Source organism: Caulobacter sp. GW821-FHT05F04 (genome assembly GCF_059419665.1).
Map to the genome: position 1 here is coordinate 89371 of NZ_JBWKSF010000003.1, position 20343 is coordinate 109713.

Below are 20343 nucleotides of genomic sequence, written 5' to 3' on the forward strand. Positions count from 1 at the left end.
CCATGAAGCTCGCGTCTCTCAAGGGCGGCCGTGACGGCCGGCTTGTGGTGGTCTCCAACGACCTGGCCTGGTTCACTGACGCCGGGACCATCGCGCCGACGCTGCAGGCCGCGCTGGACGACTGGGCGCGTTGCGGGCCGATGCTGCAAGGGCTGGCCGACAGCCTCGAGCACGGTTCGGTGCCGAAGGAGCGCTTCCACGAGCACGACGCCCTGAGCCCGCTGCCGCGCGCGTTCCAGTGGGTCGACGGCTCGGCCTATGTGAACCACGTGCAGCTGGTGCGGCAGGCGCGCGGCGCGGAGATGCCCGAGAGCTTCTGGACCGATCCGCTGATGTACCAGGGCGCGTCGGACGGTTTCCTGGCCCCGCGCGACACTATCCCCCTGGCCGACGCCAGCTGGGGCTGCGACCTGGAAGGCGAGATCGCGGTGATCGTCGATGACGTGCCGCTGGGCGCGACCCGCGAGGAGGCCCTGGCCGCCATCCGCCTGGTCATGCTCTGCAACGACGTCTCGCTGCGCAACCTGATCCCGGCCGAACTGGCCAAGGGTTTCGGCTTCGTCCAGTCCAAGCCCGCCAGCGCCTTCTCGCCGGTGGCGGTGTCGCCTGACGCGCTGGGCGAGGCCTGGAAGGACGGCAAGCTGCATGGCGCCCTGCTGGTCGAGTTGGACGGCAAGGACTTTGGCCGCGCCGACGCCGGCGTCGACATGACCTTCGACTTCGGGACCCTGGTCGCCCACGCCGCCAAGACCCGGTCGTTGAGCGCCGGCACTATCGTCGGCTCGGGCACCGTGTCGAACCGTGGCGAGGACGGCGGTCCCGGCAAGCCGATCAGCGAGGGCGGCCTGGGCTATTCGTGTCTCGCCGAACTGCGCACGGTCGAGACCATCCTGACCGGCGCGGCCAAGACGCCATTCCTGCTGGGCGACGACACCATCCGCATCGAGATGAAGGACGCCAAGGGCCACTCGATCTTCGGCGCCATCGAGCAGACGGTCGAGCGGGTTTGAACGAAGAGACGGCCGCCGCGCCCGTAGGCCGCATCTGGGAAACGCGGGCCGGGATCAATCTCGGTCCGCTGGACCTGATCGCCGATGGGGCGGCGCGAAACTATGTGCTGCAAATTGGCGACAAGCGCTTCCACGGCTTCGTGGTGCGCCGGGGCGAGGCGGTGTTCGGCTATGTCGACCGCTGCCCGCACGCCGGCCTGCCGTTGGCTCAGGCGTTGGACCGCTACCTGACGCCCGGCGGAGACCTGATTATGTGCTCCTGGCACGGGGCGATGTTCACGGTGGAGGAGGGGGCTTGCGTCGGCGGTCCCTGCGTGGGGGCCAAGCTATCGCCCTGGCCGGTCGAAGCGCGCGAGGGACGGATCGTCACGGCCTGAGGGTTAACCCTGTTTGGTCAGGTCCGCTTAAGGCTTGCCGACCAGATTGCCTTCGATCCCGAGAGGAACTCGACGTGCAGGTTTCCGCCGCCAACGCCGCCCAATATACGCCACGTCCGGCGGCTTCGAGCGAAGCCGCCGCGGCGATCGTCGACCTGACCCAGCTGGCGGTGGCCCAGACCAACGCCAAGGCGACCGCCGCGGCCGGCGCGGCTCTCAGCCAGGCCACCGGCGAACTGACGGGCGTGCTGGTCAGTATCTCGGCCTGAACCGAGCTCCAGACAAAAGAACGGCCGCCCTCCAGGAGAAGAAGGCGGCCGAGTCATTGGGAGGAAACGCCCGAAAGGGCTGATTTCCATATAGCTGTTTGAATTGCGCTTGACAACGTTGTCACGAAATTAATTTCGCGTAACGATGAAATTGAAGCGCCCGGGCTCGCCCTACTTCTTCTTGGCCGCCTGAACCTCGATCTCGACGAGCATGCCGTCGGCGACCAGCGAGGTGATCTGGCTGGTGATGCGCGAGGGCTTGTTGGGCTGGGTCGCGGTGCCGAAGTAAGTCTTGTAGCCCTCCATCATGCCGGCGAAGTCCATCTTGCCGCCCTTGGCCGGATCGCCGACCAGCAGGACCCGCATCATCACGACGTCGGCCATGGTCGCGCCCTGCGTCTTCAGGGCGGCCTCGATGCGGCCCAGCACGCCCAGGGTCTGGGTCTTGGTGTCGCCGAACTTGGCCACGCCCGTGGCCTTCTCGTCGATGACCGGCGGGGTCATGCCGCTGACATAGATGGTGTCATAGCCGGCCGGAACGGTGACGACGCTGGCGATGGCCGATTTGGGATCGCCGCCACGGACGATCTCCTGGGCGTGGGCGGCTCCGGCGAGCGCGGCGATGCCGGCGGCGAGGGCGATGAGGCGTTTCATGAGGTCTCTCCCTGTGGAATTGAAACATTGGCGCGTGACGGGCGCCGAAACCGGTATCCACTTTCGGCTGTCACGCTTCGGTTAGTGAGCCTGCAGGCCGCGCGCCTTGGCGGCGGCCTTGGCGGCGTTGCGGGCGGCCGCGACGTCGACGGGCTTGATGGCCGAGGCCTTGTTGCCCCACGACGAGCGGACATAGGTCAGGATAGCCGCCAGGTCGGCGTCGGTCAGGTCGTCCTTGAAGGCCGGCATGCCCGCGCGGCCATTTAGCACCGTGGTCATGACGATCTTCGGATCGCCCTGGACAAGCGGCGAGCCGGCCAGGGGCGGAAAGGCGCCCTTGACGCCCTTGCCGGTGGCCTGGTGACAGGCCGAGCAGTTGTCCATGAACTGCGATTGCGGCGTGGCGGCCGAGGCGAGCGCCGGCGCGGCGATCGCCGCGACCAGCGCCGGGGCGGCGAAACGGAGAGCTTTGATCATCATCTTTTCTGGTCTCAGGCTTGCGACACGCGGGCGTGGATCTTGCCGATCTGCTGCCAGGCGGATTCGATGGCCCCGGCCTGCCAGCCGCCCAGATAGCTGAGGTGCTCGCCGGCCAGGTACAGGCGTCCGTCCGGCTCGCACAGCGTCGGATAGCTGTTCTTGCGGCCGCCTTCGCCCCATTCGGCCCAGCCACCCAGATTGTACTCGGCCAGGTGCCAGCTGAAGGAGAAGGCGTTGTCGAAGTTCTCGGCGTATTCCGGGAAGATCTTCTGGCCGGCCGCCACGGCGAAGGCGGCGCGCTCGGCCGGCGTCTTGGCGCTGATCCTCGCCGCCTCGCCGCCGAACGCGTAGTAGCCCAGCAGCACGCCCTTCTGCCCCTGCCAGCCGTAGGAGGGCAGGGTGATCGAGTTGATCCCGGCGATGTCGTTGTAGATGTGACCGCCGTAGATGTGGTGGTTGTCCTCCCAGAAGCGGCTCTTCATCTGCAGGCCGATCTTGTTGACCGGCGCATAGGCCACGCCCTCCATCGCCGCCTTGAACGGGGCCGAGGCGTCCAGGTCGATCTGCTTCAGCACGCTGAGCGGGATGGTGCAGAGGCAGTAGTCGGCGGTGACCTCGGCCTTCTTGCCGTCGGCGCCCTTGTACGAGACCGTGACGCCGGTGGGTGACTGCTTGATCTTCTCGACCACCGCCCCGTATCGGATCATCGACCCGACCTGCTTTTCGAAGGCCTTGGCGATCTGGTCCATGCCGCCGATCGGCTGCAGCATGGTGCGCTGCTGCTCGTAGCCGGTGACCGAGCTCAGCACCCGCCAGGCGTTGCTGTCGAGCACATCCTTGAAGGCGAAGGGCGGCAATTCCTTGCCGGGGCCGGGATCGACGCCGGCGCCGGGATGGACGGAGAAGCCGCGCCCTTCGGTGCCCTTGTAGGCGAGGTCCTTGGACAGCCGGCCTTCGGTGACGAGGTAGGAGACGAACTTCTCGCGATCGATGCCGGTCAGCGGCGCGTCGAGCTGGCCCTGGCTTGCGGCCTTGGCGACCAGTTCGGCGGTGTAGCCGCGGATGTCGGCGGCGATCTCACCCTTGCGCACCGGCTTGCCGGCCAGAGGCCCCGACGCCTTCTCGAAATAGACATAGGAGGCGTCGTTGTCGTTGACGAAGCTTTCCAGCGGCACGCCGAACTTCTTAGTGTAGTGCAGGGTCGAGCGGTGGTGGTACGGGATCCGCCACGGGCCGTGGTTGATGTACTGGCCCTCGTCGAACTCGCAGGTCTGCTCATGGCCGATCAGGTCGGTGTGCTTGAAGCCCTTACGGGCGGTCTGGCAGCGGCCGCCGGCGAAGGAGCGGGCCTCAAGCACCTGCACCTGGTAGCCGGCCTTGCTCAGTTCGTAGGCGGCGGTCATGCCCGCCAGGCCCGCGCCCAGGATGACGATCTTGGTGTTCTTGGCCCCGCCGGTCAGTTCGGGCGGCAGCTCGGTGGCCGAGGCCATGCCGTAGCCCAGCGCCTCCATGCCCGATAAAACCAGCGACATGCCGCCGACCGCGGCCAGGCTTTCGAAGAACCGACGACGTGTAAGCACGCCACCCGACGAAGACGCGTCCAATCCACTCATAACCAACCCCGCCCGTTCGTTGTCGGTCGGCGCCCTGGGGCGTCGAACTCGAGGCCGGCGGGCCTTGCCGCGCCGGAACGCCGCCATCTCGAAATTACGGCCTCGCTGGCGCAATCCGTTTTCAGTCGAGACGGAGACTGACATGTTAGTCGCCTCGCCATTGGGCGCCTGAGGCGGTCGATGAGCGATCGGTGGGCGAGGGAACAACATTGTCCGACGTCATGCCGAATCCCTGTTTTCCGAGACCCCGGCCGCGCCGTGATGGAGACGTGATGAATTCGTCCAAACCTAGCCTTCGCCTGCGTCTGGCGCGTCCCGAGGACATGCCGGTGATGTCCGCCCTGATGGACCGCGCGATCGGCGAACTGTTAGGGGCGTTCCTGCCGCCAGAGGGTGTGAAAGCCTCGTTCGAGATCATGGGCCTGGACACCCAGCTGATCGCCGACGGCACATATTTTGTCGTGGAGGATGGCGACGCGATCGCCGGTTGCGGCGGCTGGAGCCGGCGCTCCACCCTGTTCGGCGGCGACCACTCGGCGGGGCGCGACGCGGCCTTTCTAGATCCGAAGACCGACGCGGCGCGGGTGCGGGCGATGTACACCCACCCTGACCATACGCGCAAAGGCGTCGGTCGCCTGATCCTTGACGCCTGCGAGGCCGCCGCCCGCGCCGCAGGCTTCTCGCGCGTCGAGATGGCCGCGACTCTGGGCGGCGCGCCGCTGTATCGCGCCTGCGGCTACCACGACATCGAGCCATTCGAGGCCGTGACCTCGACGGGCTATCGCGTGCCGCTGATCCGGATGGGCAAGGCGCTGTGAGGCGGCGCTAGGCTCGCCGCAAGCAAAAGGGGCGGACCTTTCGGCCCGCCCCCTCACGTTTCAGTCTCAGCCCCAGCCTTAGAAGGCGTAGGTCAGTCGGCCGTAGTAGTAGCCGCCGTTGATGCCGTACGGCGAGAAGCCGGGGTACTGGGTCACGCAGCCGCCGCCCGAGGCGACGCAGGCGGTCTGGAACGCGGCCGTGAGCTTGTCCGGATACTTGTTGAACAGGTTGTTGGCCCCGATCGCGGCGGTGACGCCGACCGGGAACTTGTACGAGAGCTCGGCGTCGGTGATCGCCGCGCTGCTGGCCACGGTGTTCAGCAGCGGACCGGTGCCCGGGTCGGACAGGGCCGAGGCCTTGCCATAGAAGGTCTCGGTCAGCGACAGCGACAGCTTGCCGAAGGTGTAGAGGCCGTTGAGGCCGATCTTGTACTTCGGCGCGGCCTTTTCGAGCAGCGAGGCGGCGTTGCCGGCGAACAGGACCTGACCCGACGGGAAGGCGGTGCTGGGGGTCGCCAGGGCGGTCGGCGCGGCCTTGACCTTGGTGATCTTGGTCTTGTTGAAGTTGCCCGACAGCGTCCAGTCGATGCGGCCCATGCCGCCCAGGTCGGTCGGATAGGCGACCACGAAGTCCAGGCCCCGGGTGCGGGTGTCCAGACCGTTCGAGAAGATGTTGATGCCGGTGCTGGCCACCGTGCTGTCCAGCACGTTGCCGTTGGCGGCGATCGCGGCGTTGACGTTGGCGTTGACCACGACGCCGTTGCGCAGGCCGTAGACCGAGCTGGAACCGAAGATGCGGTTCTTCAGGTTGATCTGGTAGGCGTCGATCGTCGCCGTCATCTTCGGGATCGGATGGGCCACGATGCCGAGGCTGTAGTTCTTCGACTTCTCGGGCTTCAGCGCGTCGATACCCAGCAGGCGCGCGGCCGCCGAGTTCGGCGCCAGTTGCACGAAGGCGCTGGTCGGCGAGACGTTGGTGGCCGAGTAGTAGGATTCCGCCAGGGTCGGGGCGCGGAAACCGGTCGAGGCCGTGCCGCGCAGGGCGAACATTTCGTTGAAGTCATAGCGGCTGGTCAGCTTGACGACGGTGGTGTCGCCGAAGTCGCTGAACTTCTCGTAGCGGACGGCCGCGTCAATCTTCCACTCCGGAACCGGCGTGGCGGCGACGTCGCCGTACAGCGCCCAACTGGTGCGGGCGTGGCCGCCGGCGTCGGTGCTCTGGAAGCCCGGATAGGACTGCGAGCCTTCCTTGTAGGTCGAGGCGGCGTCGCCTTGGCCGATGCGGTAGGTGTCGCGGCGCTGCTCGTAGCCGACGGCGACGTCCAGTGGGGCCGAGAAGCCGACATCGAAGCCGCGGCGCAGGTCGATATTGTTGGTCCACTGGGTGGTGCGCCAGCTGCCGGCGTGGAACGAGGTCGGGGTGAAACCCTTGGTCGTCAGGGTCGAGGTGTCGGCATAGAGGCTGGCGTTGGCCGAGTCCTCGACGCGAACCTCGATGTCGTCCTTGCCGTAGGTCGACGAGATGTCGAGATCCCAGCCCACCAGTTTGCCCGAGACGCCCAGGGTCATGGCGTAGTCGTCTTCGATGATGCGCTCGCGTGGGCTGAAGCCCAGCGGGAAGGGCCGGTCGGCCGCGCCCATCTTGCCCTGGATGCGGTTGTAGCGGCGATAGTTCTCGTAGGCCGAGGCGTCCTTGTGGCCCAAGGTGCCGAACGAATAGACCTCGAAGTCGGCCGGCAGTTCGACGCCGGCGTTGAAGACCAGGTTGTTCAGGCGGTACTCGGCGTCGCCCGAGATCAGGTTCAGGTTCGGATAGCCCGGGATCTTGCTTTCGACGGCGTTGTTGGCGGCCGAATAGCTGGGGCTGGCCGGGTTGAAGGCGCGCTGATCGGGCAGGCCGCGGTTGGAGAAGCCGTGGTATTTGCTCTCGACCGTCAGGTTCAGATAGCTGTTTTCGGTCGGCGCCATGCCGATATTGATCGAGCCGCCGGCAGTCTTGCCGCCGCCGTCGAAGTATTCGCCGCCCGTGGCCGAGATCGAGCCGCCCGACGGGTTCTTCTTCAGGATGATGTTGACGACGCCGGCGATGGCGTCGGTGCCGTACTGGGCGGCGGCGCCGTCCGTCAGCACCTCGATGCGGCCGATGCCGGCCATTGGGATGAAGCCCAGGTCCGCCGCGGCGGCGCCTTGATAGACGCCCGACAGAACGGCGAGGTTGCCGGTGGTGTGGCGGCGCTTGCCGTTGACCAGCACCAGGGCCTGGTTAGGCGAAAGGCCACGCAGACGGGCCGAGAGGGTCAGGTTGGCGGTGTCGCCGCCGAACGCCTGGGCGTTGAACGACGGAACCAGATTGGCGAGGCCAAGGCGCAGGTCGACCGCGCCGGTGCGCTCCAGCGTGCTGGTGTCGACCACCTGGACGGGGGCGGGACTGTCGATGACGCGCAGGCCCGTCTGGCGCGTGCCGGTGACGATGATGGTGTCGACTTCAGTCTGGTCCGGCGCCTTGTCGGCGGCGTCAGCGGCATATGCCGTTAAAGAGTATCCCAAAGTAACCGATAGCGCAGAAATACCCGCCAACAAGGCAGGTTTGAAACGCCGAGTCATTAATAGCCCCCTCTTTGTCTTTATGGACGCGTGATGAATCCCTTCTCCACGACGTTTTTCTCCCCGTTTTTATGATTTTTGACGCGGGTACTAAAAATATATCGGGTACTATCCGATCTATTCATGGGGATCCAAGTTGACGATTTCGGCAATGGCGCGCCGAAATAAATCGGCAACACGAAGGCCGGCGCCCTGTGGGCGCCGTTTTGCGCGGCGGCGGATCACGGATTTTGAGCAGATAGGCGCCGCTTTTCCGCACGCGGAGGCGGTGGAGGGGGCGGACGGCGCGGTCTGGTTCAGGCGACGAGGCGCATCGGCTCGGCCATTTCGTCGGTCTCTTCGGTCTCGAACAGGTCGAAAGCCTCTTCCCAGGCGGACATCCGAGAATCGCGCAGCTCCGCGTCGTCGGTAATACGGACGATCTGATCCTCGCGATCGTTCCACACCAGGGCGATGTCAGTGACCCGCTCGGCGTCGCGGCCCAGCAGCAGGAAGATGTCGGCCCGCGCCGCGCGCTCATGGCTGATCCGGCGCAGGGTGCGGCCGCCGCCCAGGTCGCGATGGATGTCGGCGAAGTCGAGCACGGCCGAGATCATGGCCTGGCTCACGGGCGCGACGGTCCAAGGGGAGCAAGTAAAGCGCGACATTAGCTTCTCCAGTCTCGACATCCGCAGAATGTGCGGGCGTTGCGACAGAAACGGTCGTAAGCTGTGCGTCTGTTCGAGGAACGCATGAGACACGAAAAAGCGACGCGCCTGCTGGACTTGGCCCGCATGTTGGCGGGCTCGGCCGAAGGCCTGACCCTGGATGAGATGGCCCAGGCGCTGGATGTCGGGCGCCGAACCGCCGAGCGGATGCGCGACGCCGTCTGGGCCGCCTTCCCGCAGATGGAGGCGATCGACGATCCGCCGACCAAGCGTTTTCGCATCCCCTCGGGCCTGGACAGTCTGTTCCAGACGCCGACCGCCGAGGAGTTGGCGGCTCTGCGCACGGCGGCGGACTCGTTGCGCGCCTCGGGCGCCGACAGCCGCGCGGCCTCGCTCTACGCCTTGGAGGCCAAGCTGCTGTCGGCCCTGCGCGGCTCGGCCCGTCGGCGGGTGGCCCCCGATGTCGAGGCTCTGGTCCAGGCCGAGATGATCGCGGTCCACGCCGGCCCGCGTCCTTTCGAGGAAGGGTCGGTGCTGGCGACCATCCGCACGGCGATCAAGGGTCTGTCGGCCCTGTCGTTCCGCTACGAGGGCGGCAGCACGCCGGGGCGGACCCGGGAGGTGACGCCGCTGGGCGTCCTGTTCGGTCGCAGCAACTACTTGGTGGCGCTTGAGGGCAAGGGCGGCAAGCCGCGCTCGTGGCGTCTGGACCGGATGAGCGACCTGAAGGCGCTGGACAAGCCCGCCCCGCCGCCCGAGGGCTTCTCCCTGCAGGCCTTCGCCGACGAGAGCTTCGGCATCTATCACGACGAGATCCAGGACGTGGTCCTGCGCATCACGCCAAAGGGCGCCGAGGACGCCCTGCGCTGGCGCTTTCACCCAACGCAGAAGGTGAGCCAGGAAGCGGACGGCTCGGTGACGGTCACCTTCCGCGCCGGCGGCATGCGCGAGCTGGCCTGGCACCTCTTTACCTGGGGCGACACCGTGGAGATCGTCGCGCCGCAGGTGCTGAAGGATAAGATGCTCGAAGAGCTTCGCGAGGCTGGTCGCGCCCACGGGGCGTGGTAGGGACGGGGCCATGAACTACCGCCACGCCTTCCACGCCGGCAACTTCGCCGACCTGCACAAGCACGCGATCCTGCTGGCCATGCTCTCGGCCCTGCAGGACCAGAGCGAGGCGCTGACGGTGATCGACACCCACGCCGGGGCGGGGGGCTACGACCTCGGCGGCGAGATGGCGCGCCGCTCGGGCGAGGCCCAGGCGGGGATCTTCCGGCTGAAGGCGGCGAGCGACGCCCCGGCGGTGTTCGGCTCCCTGCTGAAAGCGGTCGCGCACATGAACGGCGGAGGCGATGGCGATCTCTATCCCGGCTCGCCGCTGCTGATGGCCCGCGCCCTGCGCAAGGCCGACCGCTATGTCGGCTGCGAGCTGCGGCCCGACGACGTGGCGCTACTGCGCGAGAGCTTGGCGCCCTATGCCAACGCCCAGGCCCTGGAGGCCGATGGCTACGCCGCCGCCGTGAACCAGACCGGCAGGGGCGGGCGCGCCTTCGTGGTCATCGATCCGCCGTTCGAGCGGCCGGACGATTACCAGCGGATCGTGGCGACGACTCGCGACGTCCTGGCTCGCGCCCCCGACGCGGCCCTGGCCATCTGGCTGCCGATCAAGGATTTGGAGACTTTTGACGCTTTCCTGCGCGGGATGGAAACTGTCACCAACGATCTGCTAGTGGCGGAACTCCGCCTACGGCCGCTGACGGATCCCATGAAGATGAACGGCTGCGCGATGGTGATGGTCGGCGCGCCAGTCAGTGTCGAGGGCGCGGCCGGCGAGGCCGGCGACTGGATCGCCGTGCGGCTGGGCGAGGCCGGCGGCCGTTCGCGCGTCTGGCGGACGTGACGCGTAGCCAACCCAGCTTCGCCGAGGCCGTCCGTGTCTGGCTGAAGGTCGGGCTGCTGGGCTTCGGCGGTCCCGCCGGCCAGATCGCTCTGCTGCATCGGGAAGTCGTCGAAACCCGCGACTGGATCGACGATGACGAGTTCGCGCGCGCCTTGAGCTTCTGCATGCTGCTGCCCGGCCCCGAGGCCCAGCAACTGGCCACATGGCTGGGCTGGCGAATTCACGGCGTTCGCGGCGGCGTGGCGGCGGGCCTGCTGTTCGTGCTGCCCGGCCTGGCGGTCATGCTGGGTCTTTCGGCGCTCTATGTCGTCCATGGCCGCTCGGACTGGGCCGGGCCGGTGCTGCTGGGCCTGAAGGCGGCGGTGGTCGCCCTCGTTCTGCAGGCCCTGCTGAAGATCGGCCGGCGCACGATCAAGGACCGCGCCGTCGCCGCCGTCGCCGTCGCGGCCTTCGCGATGATGGCCTTCACGACCCTGCCGTTTCCGCTGGTGATCATCTGCGCCGGCGCCCTGGGCTGGCTGACGGCCAAGGACGGGGAGGGGGCGGTTCCGCCGCCCGCCGCGCCGCCGAAGGGCCCGGCGAGGACGGCGCTGGCGTGCCTGGCGCTATGGCTGGCCCCGATCGCCCTGGCTTGGTTGATCGCGCCGGGCTCCGTGCTGGCCTGGATGGGGCTGACCTTTGGCGGCCTGGCGGCGATCAGCTTCGGCGGCGCCTATGCGGCCTTGGCCTATATTGGTCAGACGGCCTCGGCGCTGGGCTGGCTGTCGGCGCCGCAGATGCTGGACGGCCTGGGCCTGGCCGAGACCACGCCGGGACCGCTGATCCTGGTCTTCGTATTCGTCGGCTTCGTCGGCGCCTTCCAGACCGCGCCGGTCGAGTGGGCCTGGGTCCTGGCCGTGCTGGGCGGACTGATGGCCGCCTGGACCACCTTCGCGCCGTCGTTCCTTTGGATCTTCGCCGGCGGGCCCCTGTTCGAGCGCTGGGGCCGGCGGCCCAGGCCCGCCCGCGCGCTCGCCATGATCTCGGCCGCCGCCGTCGGCGTGATCGGCCAGCTGGCCCTGTGGTTCGCCATCCATCTGCTGTTCCGCGGCGGCCAGACCATGGAGGTCGCGGGCCTGCTCAGCGTGATGCTGCCTGATCTTGGGAGCTTGAACGTCGCGGCCGTGGGTCTGACCGTCCTGGCCCTGGCGCTGACCTTCGTCACGCGCCTGCCGATGCTGGCCATGATCGCGGTCATGATCGCGGCGGGCGTGCTCTTGAAGATGGTTGGAGCAAGTTGACCTAAGGTTAGCATTTTTGCGCTTGCGAACGAATTTTCCGTGTTATGCTGCATTGCAATAGATCGTGATTGCCAGCCCAGCGGAGCGCGCCATGGTTTCGATCTTCAATTTCCTTCCCGACTACACGACCGACAAGGCCGCGCCCGAGACAGCGCCTCGCCTGATGGTCGGCGCGGCCTCGCCGCTCTGGCTGATGTTCGGCGGCGCGGCCGCGGCCGGCGCCACCTATTGGTGGTGGGCCAATCGCTGGCGCGAGGCGGTCAATCTCGAGTCGCTGATGGCCCTGGCGCCCGAGCCCGTCGCCCTGCCGCTTGAGGCCGCGCCTGACGCGCCGCCTGAACCGGTGCTGGAAGCTATCGCCGAACCCGTCATCGAGGCCGTCGCCCTGGTCGCCGAGACCGTCGAGACCGCCCTCGACGCCACACAGGAAATCGTCGAGGCCGCCGTCGAGCCGATCGTCGAGGCCACGGTCGCCGCCAACGAGGACACCGCCGAGGCGGTATCTGAGCCGGTCGCCGCGGTCGAACCGCTCGTGGCCAAAGCCGCGGACGCCGTCGCCGAAGCCGTGGAGGCGGCGCCCGACGCCGTCGTGGCCCCTCTCGACGACCTGACCAAGCTTGTCGGTGTAGGGCCCAAGCTGGCGGCCTCCCTGGCCGACCTGGGGGTGACCAAGTTCAGCCAGATCGCGGCCTGGACGCCGGACGAACTGGCCTCGTACGACCAACTGCTGAACCTGAAGGGCCGCGCCGAGCGCGAGGCCTGGATCGCCCAGGCCAAGCGCTTCTCGACGGACGCCTAGAGCCCGAACGCGGCCAGCAGCCGGTCCGCCGCGGCCGAGGCCGGAACCTCGCCGGCGCGTACGGCTGCCTCGAGTTCGGGGGCCAGGGCCGCGACGGCCGGGTCGGTCTTGAAGGCGTCTTCCAGCCGGTCGCGGACCATGGCCCACATCCAGCGGGCGTCCTGGTCGGCCCGGCGAGCGGCCCGCGCGCCGTTCGCGGTCATGATGTCGCGATGACGCTGGATCTGCCGCCAGAGCACGTCGAGCCCCAGGCCCGTCAGGCCGGAGGCCGTCAGCACGGGCGGCGTCCAGTCCTGGTGGGCGGGCGTAAGAATGTGCAGGGCGTTGCGATAGTCGCGCGCCGAGCGCTCGGCCCGTTCCGGATCGGTGTCGGCCTTGTTGATCAGCAGCAGGTCGGCCAACTCGATCAGGCCCTTCTTGATGCCCTGCAGTTCGTCGCCGCCGCCGGGGATCAGCACGGCCAGGAAGATGTCGACCATGTCGGCCACCACCGTCTCGGATTGTCCGACGCCGACGGTCTCGACAATGACGATATCGAAGCCGGCCGCCTCGCACAGCAGCATCGCCTCGCGGGTCTTGCGCGCCACGCCGCCCAGGGCGCCGCCGGACGGTGAGGGGCGGATATAGGCGTTGGGCTGGACGCTGAGCCGTTCCATCCGGGTCTTGTCGCCGAGGATCGAGCCGCCATGGCGCCCGGACGACGGATCGACCGCCAGCACCGCCACCTTATGTCCGGCCTCGACGAGGTCGCAGCCGAAGCGCTCGATGGTCGTCGACTTGCCCGCGCCCGGCACGCCCGTGACGCCGATCCGCTGGGCGCGGCCGGTCAGGGGCATCAGGCGCGAGAGCAGGGCGCGCGCGGCGGTCTGGTGGTCGGTCCGGCGGCTCTCCATCAGTGTGATGGCGCGCGCCAGGGCGGCGCGGTCACCGGCGACCAGGCGCTGTTCCAGCGTGTCGATGTCGAGCTTGGAGGTCACGTCCCCGAATTAGAGGACGACGGCCGTCCCGGAAACCGAAACCATCATCATCTGGGCGTTGGGGCCGACGGTATTGTAGTCGAGGTCCACCGCCAGGATGGCGTTGGCGCCCACCTTTTCGGCTTCCTTGACGAGGGCCTTCATGGCGTCCTCGCGGGCGCGGGCGAGCACGCGTTCGTACGACTTGGAGTGGCCGCCGATGAAGTCGCGGATGGCCGCCATCAGGTCGAGCACGACGTTCGCGCCCAGGATCGACTGGGCGTAGATCGCGCCCTTGTACTCCTGGACAGGGTGGCCCTCGATGAACGGCGTGGTCGTGATCAGCATCCGGGAATCCTGGCGCATCGTAGGGTTAACTTAGGCGCAAACGCCGCCGTTCGCGAGGGGCTCCCCCGAAAAGCGGTGCTTTCCATCACGCTGTTCGCCCGGTGGGGGAATCTGGCGGGTCAGCCCTTCCTGTGCGGCCGGGCTTCGGGCAGATTGCCCGCGTTTACCGCGTCCGGAGCCGCCTGGTGATCTTCGCGAAATCGCATGTCGAACTGCACAACATCCGCAACAACGTGGAGCGGGTGAGGAAGCTGTCCGACAACGTCGTGGGCGTCGGACCCCTGGGGATCGGCCTGGACGGCCTGCTGACCTGGATCCCGGGGGCGGGCGAGCTGTACAGCCTGGGCGCCGGCGGCCTGATCGTCTTCGACGCCGTGCGGGCTCGCGCCGCGCCGATGATCGTCATCCAGATCTGCGCCATCATCCTGATCGACACGGTCGCCGGCTCGATCCCGGTGGCGGGCAAGGCGATCGACGTGCTGTTCACCGGCCACAAGTGGTCGGCCGACATGCTGACCAAACATATGGACGACACGATCTATTTCGAGGGCTCGCGCAAGGACGTGCAGGGCACTCAGGAGTACCGGGACCTGCTGGCCCGCATCCAGGCGGGCAAGGAAAAGCGCCGGGTCGTTTTCCTGGGTTAGAAACTCAACACAACCATTGGCGGGACGGAGCGTTCAGGGAAGCATGACCGACGACATCTCCGTCTCGTCCGCCTATGCGGACAGCCACGCGGGCCGCCGCGCCAAGGCCCATCGCGCCTGGCGATCGGCGGAGAGCATCAAGCGCATCTCCGACCGGCTGATCGGCATCGGCCCCATCGGCCTGGGCCTGGACGGCGTGTTGGCCTGGGTGCCGGGCGCGGGCCTGGTCTACGGCCTGGGGGCGGGCGGCCTGTTGATGTTCCACGCCGTCCAGGGCGGCGCGTCGGCGGGGACCTTGCTACGCATGGGCGCCTATCTGGCGATCGACAACGTCTCGGACACCGTGCCGGGTCTGGGCTGGGCGATCGACACCCTGTTTCCCGGCCACCTGATGGCCGCCAAGGCGCTCCAGAAAGACATCGAGGGCCGCCACGGCCTGCCCGAGGAGATCGCCTTCGAGCGCTCGCAGAAGCGGCGCGGATTGTTCGGCCGCAAGAAGGGCTAGCGGATAGGCGGCAGGTCGGCCAGGCGCAGAGAGACGCTGGGCAGGACCAGGGAGGTCACCGTATCCTCGGCGACATGACGCGCGACGTCACGATAGGCGCCGTCGATCGGATCGCGATGGATGGTGATCGTGTCGGTGTTCACGTCCACGACCCAATAGTCCCGCACACCGTGTTCAGCATAGAGTTCGGCCTTGAACGCGAGATCGCTTCGGATCGACGACTGAGCAACCTCGATGACGAGGCCGACATTCGTTCCATCCACGGCCCGTAGCGGAAGATCAGCGTCGTAGAGATAAAGGTCGGGATCCGGTGCATTGGTTGGCGAAAGCCGCAGCGTTGATTCCACCATCACCTGCACGGCCTCTCCGGCCGACAGAATGAAGCGCCTGGCGATCTGCATTTTTACGCGTGAATGCAGGTCACCTTCAGAAGCCATCTCGACCAGAGCTCCATCGATCAACTCGACGCGAGCGCTCTCATCGAGGATGCCGGCCTCCTGCATGCGCAGCACATCGTCCAGCGTGAAGCGGTGCTGTTGCGAGGTCTCCAACGCTCGGACGAGGGCGTTCATGAGAGTTAGCGTACCATGCGGGCGACTACCCGCACAGCACTTCGCTAAGCCGCTTCCTGCGTGTACCCCAGCTGCCGGTTCAACTTGTCCAGCAGCTCGATCGCCGCCTCGGCGATGACGGTGCCGGGCGGGAAGATCGCCGCCGCCCCCGCGTCGCGGAGGGCCTGGAAGTCCTGGGGCGGGATGACGCCGCCCACGACCATCAGGATGTCGTCGCGGCCCTGCTTGGCCAGCTCCGCCTTCAGCTCTGGCGCGAGGGTCAGGTGACCTGCGGCGAGGGAGCTGGCGCCCACGACGTGGACGTCGTTCTCCACCGCTTGGCGGGCGGCCTCGGCGGGGGTCTGGAACAGCGGGCCGATGTCGACGTCGAAGCCGAGATCGGCGAAGGCGGTGGCGATGACCTTCTGGCCGCGGTCGTGGCCATCCTGGCCCATCTTGGCGATCAGGATGCGCGGGCGGCGGCCATCGGCCTGCTCGAACGCCTCGACCATGGCCTTGGCGCGGGCCGTCGTCGGATCGTTTCCGGCCTCCTTCATATAGACTCCCTGGATCGACTTGATCTCGGCGCGATGGCGGCCGAACACCTTCTCCATCGCCAGGCTGATCTCGCCGACCGTGGCCTTGGCGCGCGCGGCGTCGACGGCCAGCGCCAGCAGGTTGCCGGTCCCGCGCGCGCCGTCCTCCAGCGCCTTCAGGGCCCGTTCGGTCTCGGCCGGATCGCGCTCGGCCTTCAGGCGGGCCAGCTTCTCCAGCTGCTGGGCGCGAACCGAGCCGTTGTCGACCTTCAGCATCGGGATGTCGTCGGCGACCTCGGGCTTGTAGCGGTTGACGCCGACCACGCTCTGGCGATTGGCGTCGATGCGGGCCTGAGTCTTGGCGGCGGCTTCCTCGATGCGCAGCTTGGGAATGCCTTGCTCGATGGCCTTGGCCATGCCGCCGGCCGCCTCGACCTCCTCGATATGGGCCAGGGCCTTCTGGGCCAGTTCGTAGGTCAGGCGTTCGACGTAATAGCTGCCGCCCCACGGGTCGGCGACGCGGGTCGTGCCGCTTTCCATCTGCAAAAAGAGCTGGGTGTTGCGGGCGATGCGGGCCGAGAAGTCGGTCGGCAGGGCCAGGGCCTCGTCCAGGGCGTTGGTGTGCAGGCTCTGGGTCTGGCCGTTCACGGCGGCCATGGCCTCGACGCAGGTGCGCGAGACGTTGTTGAACACGTCCTGCGCCGCCAGCGACCAGCCGGAGGTCTGGCTGTGGGTGCGCAAGCTGAGCGAGCGGTCGTCCTTCGGCTCGAACTCGCGCTTCATCAGGCGGGCCCAGAGCAGGCGCGCGGCCCGCATCTTGGCGACCTCCATGAAGTAGTTCATGCCGATGGCCCAGAAGAACGACAGGCGCGGCGCGAAGGTGTCGATGCTCATGCCCGCGGCGACGCCGGCCCGGGCGTATTCGACGCCGTCGGCCAGGGTGTAGGCCAACTCCAGGTCGGCCGTCGCGCCGGCCTCCTGCATGTGATAGCCGCTGATCGAGATCGAGTTGAACTTGGGCATGTTCGCCGAGGTGTAGGCGAAGATGTCCGAGATGATCCGCATCGAGGGCGCGGGCGGATAGATGTAGGTGTTCCGCACCATGAACTCTTTGAGGATGTCGTTCTGGATCGTCCCCGACAGCTTGTCGGGCGTGACGCCCTGCTCCTCGGCCGCGACGATGTAGAGCGCCAGGATCGGCAGCACCGCGCCGTTCATGGTCATCGACACGCTCATCTTGTCGAGCGGGATGCCGGAAAACAGCGTGCGCATGTCCAGGATCGAGTCGATGGCCACCCCGGCCATGCCGACATCGCCCTTCACCCGCTCGTGGTCGCTGTCATAGCCGCGGTGGGTGGCCAGGTCGAAAGCCACCGACAGGCCCATCTGACCGGCCGCCAGATTGCGGCGGTAGAAGGCGTTGCTGTCCTCGGCGGTCGAGAAGCCCGCGTACTGTCGCACCGTCCAGGGGTTGGTCACGTACATGGTCGGGTAGGGGCCGCGCACATAGGGCGCGACGCCCGGATAGCCGCCCAGGAAGTCGAGGCCCGCCACGTCGTCGGCGTCGAACGCCGGGGCGACCGCGACGCCCTCGGGCGTGTTCCAGGCCGCGCCTTCCGGTGCGGGCGCCGAAGCGACCTCGGTGAAGTCGATCGTGGTGAAGTCCGGGAACTTGCTCATGACTTACGCTCCCTCGAACGCGGCGGCGAAGCGCACCGGCGTCAGGGCCGGGCAGTGGCTGTCAGGGCCGGGCAGGCGGACGTCGGGGCCGGCGACGGCGAAGGCGGCCGGATCGGGCGTCTCGACCTCCGGGACCTTGTCGTCGGCGTTGGGGAAGACCGTGACGCCGAGGATCTTGCGGGACTTGTCGGCGAAGGCGGCTTGCTGCGCCGCGCGGGTCTTGGCCACCGCGTCGGCGACGAGGCCGTTTTCCAGCGCCTTGATGACTCCGCCAGCGCCTTCGATGGCCTGGAAATAATCCCAGGCGGCGCGGGCCAACTGGTCGGTCAGGCTGTCCAGGTACCACGCTCCGCCGGCCGGATCGGCGACGCGGCCCAGATTGCTCTCTTCCATCAGCACCAGCTGGGTGTTGCGGGCCTGGCGGCGGGCGAAGGCGGTCGGCAGGCCAATGGCGTCGGTGAAGGCGTCCAGCAGGATCGCGTCGGCCCCGCCGACGGCTCCCGCGAAACCGGCCGAGGTCAGGCGCAGCAGGTTGGTCCAGGCGTCGGCCTTGGCCAGCATCCGGCGCGAGGAGCGGGCCTCGATCCTTGGCGCGACGCTGACGCCGCAGGCCTGGGTCAGGCGCGCCCACATCGCCTTGGCGGCGCGGACCTTGGCGACGCCGGTGAAATATTCCCCGTCGAGGCTGACGCCCAGCACGATGCGACCGAAGGCGTCCTCCAGGGTCAGACCCGAGCGCACCAGGGCCTTGGCGTAGGCCAGGGCCGCGGCGATCATCACGGCCAGTTCCTCGGTGTTCGAGCCGCCAGCCTCATGCGCGGCGCGGCCGGTGGCCAGGAACAGGCTGGCCTTGGCGTAGGTCCCGGCCAGGCGCGAGGCGACCGTGGCGGCGTTGAAGACGTGGCTCTCGATCGGGCCGGGGCTGACGCCGGCGACCGCGAAGGCGGTCAGGGGATCCAGGTGAAAGGCCAGCGGCGCGTTGGGCGCCGCCTTGGCCAGAGCGCCCAGCCAGTCGGCCGCTTTCGGGCCCAGGAAGCCGGCGTCCAGGGCGACGGGGGCCAGGTCCAGCAGCACGCCCGACAGCGCCCTGGCCAGGTCGTCCGCCGAGCCGACGGCGACGCCGTCCACGCCCGCGGGATCGAGCCGCAGCAGCACCGAGGCCGCGCCGCCCTCGAGGTCGACCATGATGTCCTTGGCCGCGCGGGCCGGGTCGGGGTGAGCGGCGCGGGTGCGCAGGTCCCAGGGGCGCTCGGGATCACGCGCGCGCAGGTCGCGGGCCACGGCGACGCCGTCCTCGGCGGTGTACAGCGGCTGGATCGTCAGGCCGTCGGGCGTCTTGACGGTCAGGGCGTCGTCGAAACTCTGACCTTTCAAGGTCTTTTCGACCAGGGCCATCCAGCGAGCGCGGGTCGCCGCGTCGCCTTGGGCGCCAAATTCCTCGGCCAGGGGCGTCGTCGCGACGGTCAAAGCGTCTGTCTCCTGCGGTGCAGCATTTCTTGTCTTTTGAACGGTGATGCGCTCCTGCCCTTAGGGCCGTCAAGCCATGCGCCAAGTCTTCTCTTCGCCTTGCATCCGAGCCAAACGCGCGTTTAATCTGATCGGTGATCACATATTCGGCGTCTCAAGCCGAACTCCAAAGGGGAGCCTTTCATGGCCTTGCCGCCTATCCTGCGTGACCGTCTGCGCCTGCCGGTCATCGCCTCGCCGCTGTTCATCATCAGCAATCCGGACCTGGTGATCGCCCAGTGCAAGGCCGGCATCGTGGGCTCGTTTCCGTCGCTGAACGCCCGTCCGATCTCGCAGCTGGACGAGTGGCTGCACCGCATCACCGAGGAGCTGGCCGCCCACGACAAGGCCCATCCTGAAGCGCCCAGCGCGCCGTTCGCGGTGAACCAGATCGTTCACAAGACCAACAACCGGCTCGAGGAGGACATCGAGCTGTGCGTGAAGCACAAGGTCCCGGTGGTCATCACCTCGCTGGGCGCGCGGGAGGATCTCAACGCGGCGATCCACTCGTACGGCGGTATCACTCTGCACGACGTCATCACCGATCGCTTCGCCCGCAAGGCCATCGAAAAGGGCGCCGACGGTCTGATCCCGGTCGCGGCCGGCGCGGGCGGCCATGCCGGCACGCTGTCGCCCTTCGCCCTGATCCAAGAAATCCGCCAGTGGTTCGACGGGCCGGTGGCGCTGTCGGGCTCCATCGCCTGCGGTCGCTCGATCCTGGCTGCTCAGGCCATGGGCGCGGACCTGGCCTATATCGGCTCGGCCTTCATCGCGACCGAAGAGGCCAACGCCATCGAAGGCTACAAGCAGGGCATCGTCGAGGGCCGCGCCGACGGCATCGTCTATTCGAACCTGTTCACCGGCGTGCATGGCAACTACCTGCGGGCGTCGATCGTCGCCGCGGGCCTGGATCCCGACAACCTGCCGGTCAGCGATCCGTCCAAGATGAGCTTCGGCTCGGGCGGCAACCAGGAAGCCAAGGCCTGGCGCGACATCTGGGGCTCGGGCCAGGGCATCGGCGCGATCGACAAGGTGCTGCCGGCCGCCGAACTCATCGCGCGCTTCGCCGAAGAGTACGAGCAGGCCAAGGCCGAACTGGCGGCCAAGACGGCGCTGACGTCCGGAATTCACTTGGCTTTCGCCGCCGAATAGGCGGGCGAGGC

At 67.8% G+C, this 20343-nt stretch carries 21 protein-coding genes; 11 read left to right on the forward strand and 10 right to left on the reverse strand.

All coding sequences use genetic code 11. The features are described 5' to 3' along the window. Positions 1 to 2: 2 nt before the first annotated feature. From AC07R7_RS09060 to AC07R7_RS09070, 3 genes are all read left to right on the forward strand, one after another. Positions 3 to 1010, forward strand: a complete 1008-nt coding sequence (locus tag AC07R7_RS09060; protein WP_494634918.1) for a fumarylacetoacetate hydrolase family protein — start codon at positions 3 to 5, stop codon at positions 1008 to 1010. Beyond that, on the forward strand, positions 1007 to 1387 hold the full coding sequence (locus tag AC07R7_RS09065; RefSeq protein ID WP_494634919.1) for a Rieske (2Fe-2S) protein: 381 nt from the start codon (positions 1007 to 1009) through the stop codon (positions 1385 to 1387). The genes AC07R7_RS09060 and AC07R7_RS09065 overlap by 4 nt, the downstream gene beginning before the upstream one ends. 74 nt (positions 1388 to 1461) lie before the next feature. Then, positions 1462 to 1656 carry a hypothetical protein gene (locus AC07R7_RS09070; protein ID WP_494634920.1) on the forward strand — a complete coding sequence of 65 codons (195 nt, stop codon included), beginning with the start codon at positions 1462 to 1464 and terminating at the stop codon, positions 1654 to 1656. A 171-nt stretch (positions 1657 to 1827) separates the two neighbouring features. Here AC07R7_RS09070 and AC07R7_RS09075 read toward each other — a convergent pair whose 3' ends face one another. From AC07R7_RS09075 to AC07R7_RS09085, 3 genes are all read right to left on the reverse strand, one after another. Continuing rightward, on the reverse strand, positions 1828 to 2310 hold the full coding sequence (locus AC07R7_RS09075; RefSeq protein WP_125159424.1) for a RidA family protein: 483 nt from the start codon (positions 2308 to 2310) through the stop codon (positions 1828 to 1830). A gap of 81 nt (positions 2311 to 2391) precedes the next feature. Then, positions 2392 to 2787, reverse strand: a complete 396-nt coding sequence (locus AC07R7_RS09080; protein ID WP_494634921.1) for a c-type cytochrome — start codon at positions 2785 to 2787, stop codon at positions 2392 to 2394. A 14-nt stretch (positions 2788 to 2801) separates the two neighbouring features. Beyond that, the gene (locus tag AC07R7_RS09085) at positions 2802 to 4403 is read right to left on the reverse strand and encodes a flavin monoamine oxidase family protein (protein ID WP_492837919.1); all 1602 of its coding nucleotides are present in this window, start codon (positions 4401 to 4403) and stop codon (positions 2802 to 2804) included. 272 nt (positions 4404 to 4675) lie between these two features. On the opposite strand from AC07R7_RS09085, the gene AC07R7_RS09090 reads away from it, so the two are divergent. Beyond that, positions 4676 to 5221 carry a GNAT family N-acetyltransferase gene (locus AC07R7_RS09090; protein ID WP_494634922.1) on the forward strand — a complete coding sequence of 182 codons (546 nt, stop codon included), beginning with the start codon at positions 4676 to 4678 and terminating at the stop codon, positions 5219 to 5221. 78 nt (positions 5222 to 5299) lie between these two features. Here AC07R7_RS09090 and AC07R7_RS09095 read toward each other — a convergent pair whose 3' ends face one another. Together AC07R7_RS09095 and AC07R7_RS09100 are read right to left on the reverse strand one after the other, a co-directional pair. Then, positions 5300 to 7768 carry a TonB-dependent receptor plug domain-containing protein gene (locus tag AC07R7_RS09095; RefSeq protein WP_494634923.1) on the reverse strand — a complete coding sequence of 823 codons (2469 nt, stop codon included), beginning with the start codon at positions 7766 to 7768 and terminating at the stop codon, positions 5300 to 5302. Positions 7769 to 8121: 353 nt separating this feature from the next. Next, the gene (locus AC07R7_RS09100; protein ID WP_494634924.1) at positions 8122 to 8472 is read right to left on the reverse strand and encodes a hypothetical protein; all 351 of its coding nucleotides are present in this window, start codon (positions 8470 to 8472) and stop codon (positions 8122 to 8124) included. 84 nt (positions 8473 to 8556) lie between these two features. Here AC07R7_RS09100 and AC07R7_RS09105 point away from each other — a divergent pair, with 84 nt between their 5' ends. The 4 genes from AC07R7_RS09105 (at position 8557) to phaH (ending at position 12451) form a co-directional block, all read left to right on the forward strand. Further along, the gene (locus AC07R7_RS09105; protein ID WP_492837923.1) at positions 8557 to 9540 is read left to right on the forward strand and encodes a helix-turn-helix transcriptional regulator; all 984 of its coding nucleotides are present in this window, start codon (positions 8557 to 8559) and stop codon (positions 9538 to 9540) included. 10 nt (positions 9541 to 9550) lie between these two features. Further along, on the forward strand, positions 9551 to 10372 hold the full coding sequence (rlmJ, locus tag AC07R7_RS09110) for a 23S rRNA (adenine(2030)-N(6))-methyltransferase RlmJ (protein ID WP_494634925.1): 822 nt from the start codon (positions 9551 to 9553) through the stop codon (positions 10370 to 10372). Next, the gene (gene chrA / locus AC07R7_RS09115) at positions 10369 to 11652 is read left to right on the forward strand and encodes a chromate efflux transporter (RefSeq protein WP_494634926.1); all 1284 of its coding nucleotides are present in this window, start codon (positions 10369 to 10371) and stop codon (positions 11650 to 11652) included. The genes rlmJ and chrA overlap by 4 nt, the downstream gene beginning before the upstream one ends. A 91-nt stretch (positions 11653 to 11743) precedes the next feature. Then, positions 11744 to 12451, forward strand: a complete 708-nt coding sequence (gene phaH / locus AC07R7_RS09120) for a phasin PhaH (RefSeq protein ID WP_494634927.1) — start codon at positions 11744 to 11746, stop codon at positions 12449 to 12451. Here phaH and meaB read toward each other — a convergent pair. Then, entirely contained in the window at positions 12448 to 13428 is a 981-nt protein-coding gene (meaB, locus tag AC07R7_RS09125) for a methylmalonyl Co-A mutase-associated GTPase MeaB (protein ID WP_494634928.1), read from the reverse strand. The two genes, phaH and meaB, sit on opposite strands and share 4 nt — an antisense overlap. A gap of 9 nt (positions 13429 to 13437) precedes the next feature. Continuing rightward, positions 13438 to 13755, reverse strand: a complete 318-nt coding sequence (locus AC07R7_RS09130; RefSeq protein WP_492103672.1) for a heavy metal-binding domain-containing protein — start codon at positions 13753 to 13755, stop codon at positions 13438 to 13440. A 182-nt stretch (positions 13756 to 13937) separates the two neighbouring features. Here AC07R7_RS09130 and AC07R7_RS09135 point away from each other — a divergent pair, with 182 nt between their 5' ends. Beyond that, positions 13938 to 14402 (forward strand): DUF4112 domain-containing protein, encoded by a 465-nt coding sequence (locus tag AC07R7_RS09135; protein ID WP_492838075.1) that lies wholly within the window; start codon positions 13938 to 13940, stop codon positions 14400 to 14402. Between the two features lie 43 nt (positions 14403 to 14445). Beyond that, positions 14446 to 14907 carry a DUF4112 domain-containing protein gene (locus AC07R7_RS09140; protein ID WP_494634929.1) on the forward strand — a complete coding sequence of 154 codons (462 nt, stop codon included), beginning with the start codon at positions 14446 to 14448 and terminating at the stop codon, positions 14905 to 14907. Here the strand turns inward: AC07R7_RS09140 and AC07R7_RS09145 are convergent. From AC07R7_RS09145 to AC07R7_RS09155, 3 genes are read right to left on the reverse strand one after another with little or no spacing between them, the layout of a single operon-like run. Continuing rightward, entirely contained in the window at positions 14904 to 15479 is a 576-nt protein-coding gene (locus AC07R7_RS09145) for a Uma2 family endonuclease (protein WP_494634930.1), read from the reverse strand. The two genes, AC07R7_RS09140 and AC07R7_RS09145, sit on opposite strands and share 4 nt — an antisense overlap. A 44-nt stretch (positions 15480 to 15523) precedes the next feature. Further along, the gene (gene scpA, locus AC07R7_RS09150; RefSeq protein WP_494634931.1) at positions 15524 to 17674 is read right to left on the reverse strand and encodes a methylmalonyl-CoA mutase; all 2151 of its coding nucleotides are present in this window, start codon (positions 17672 to 17674) and stop codon (positions 15524 to 15526) included. Between the two features lie 3 nt (positions 17675 to 17677). Next, complete coding sequence (locus AC07R7_RS09155; protein ID WP_494635225.1) at positions 17678 to 19069, reverse strand: methylmalonyl-CoA mutase family protein; 1392 nt, start codon at positions 19067 to 19069, stop codon at positions 17678 to 17680. A gap of 255 nt (positions 19070 to 19324) precedes the next feature. Between AC07R7_RS09155 and AC07R7_RS09160 the strand changes: the two genes are divergently transcribed. After that, positions 19325 to 20332 carry an NAD(P)H-dependent flavin oxidoreductase gene (locus AC07R7_RS09160; protein ID WP_492837931.1) on the forward strand — a complete coding sequence of 336 codons (1008 nt, stop codon included), beginning with the start codon at positions 19325 to 19327 and terminating at the stop codon, positions 20330 to 20332. Positions 20333 to 20343: the final 11 nt, after the last annotated feature.

Coding starts and splice junctions, on each gene's coding strand:
- AC07R7_RS09090 (WP_494634922.1), top strand. CDS start 4,676: ATGAATTCGTCCAAACCTAGCCTTCGCCTGCGTCTGGCGCGTCCCGAG.
- phaH (WP_494634927.1), top strand. CDS start 11,744: ATGGTTTCGATCTTCAATTTCCTTCCCGACTACACGACCGACAAGGCC.
- AC07R7_RS09130 (WP_492103672.1), bottom strand. CDS start 13,755: ATGCTGATCACGACCACGCCGTTCATCGAGGGCCACCCTGTCCAGGAG.
- AC07R7_RS09105 (WP_492837923.1), top strand. CDS start 8,557: ATGAGACACGAAAAAGCGACGCGCCTGCTGGACTTGGCCCGCATGTTG.
- AC07R7_RS09080 (WP_494634921.1), bottom strand. CDS start 2,787: ATGATCAAAGCTCTCCGTTTCGCCGCCCCGGCGCTGGTCGCGGCGATC.
- scpA (WP_494634931.1), bottom strand. CDS start 17,674: ATGAGCAAGTTCCCGGACTTCACCACGATCGACTTCACCGAGGTCGCT.
- AC07R7_RS09155 (WP_494635225.1), bottom strand. CDS start 19,069: ATGGCCCTGGTCGAAAAGACCTTGAAAGGTCAGAGTTTCGACGACGCC.
- AC07R7_RS09160 (WP_492837931.1), top strand. CDS start 19,325: ATGGCCTTGCCGCCTATCCTGCGTGACCGTCTGCGCCTGCCGGTCATC.
- AC07R7_RS09060 (WP_494634918.1), top strand. CDS start 3: ATGAAGCTCGCGTCTCTCAAGGGCGGCCGTGACGGCCGGCTTGTGGTG.
- AC07R7_RS09075 (WP_125159424.1), bottom strand. CDS start 2,310: ATGAAACGCCTCATCGCCCTCGCCGCCGGCATCGCCGCGCTCGCCGGA.
- AC07R7_RS09140 (WP_494634929.1), top strand. CDS start 14,446: ATGACCGACGACATCTCCGTCTCGTCCGCCTATGCGGACAGCCACGCG.
- rlmJ (WP_494634925.1), top strand. CDS start 9,551: ATGAACTACCGCCACGCCTTCCACGCCGGCAACTTCGCCGACCTGCAC.
- AC07R7_RS09100 (WP_494634924.1), bottom strand. CDS start 8,472: ATGTCGCGCTTTACTTGCTCCCCTTGGACCGTCGCGCCCGTGAGCCAG.
- AC07R7_RS09145 (WP_494634930.1), bottom strand. CDS start 15,479: ATGAACGCCCTCGTCCGAGCGTTGGAGACCTCGCAACAGCACCGCTTC.
- AC07R7_RS09085 (WP_492837919.1), bottom strand. CDS start 4,403: ATGAGTGGATTGGACGCGTCTTCGTCGGGTGGCGTGCTTACACGTCGT.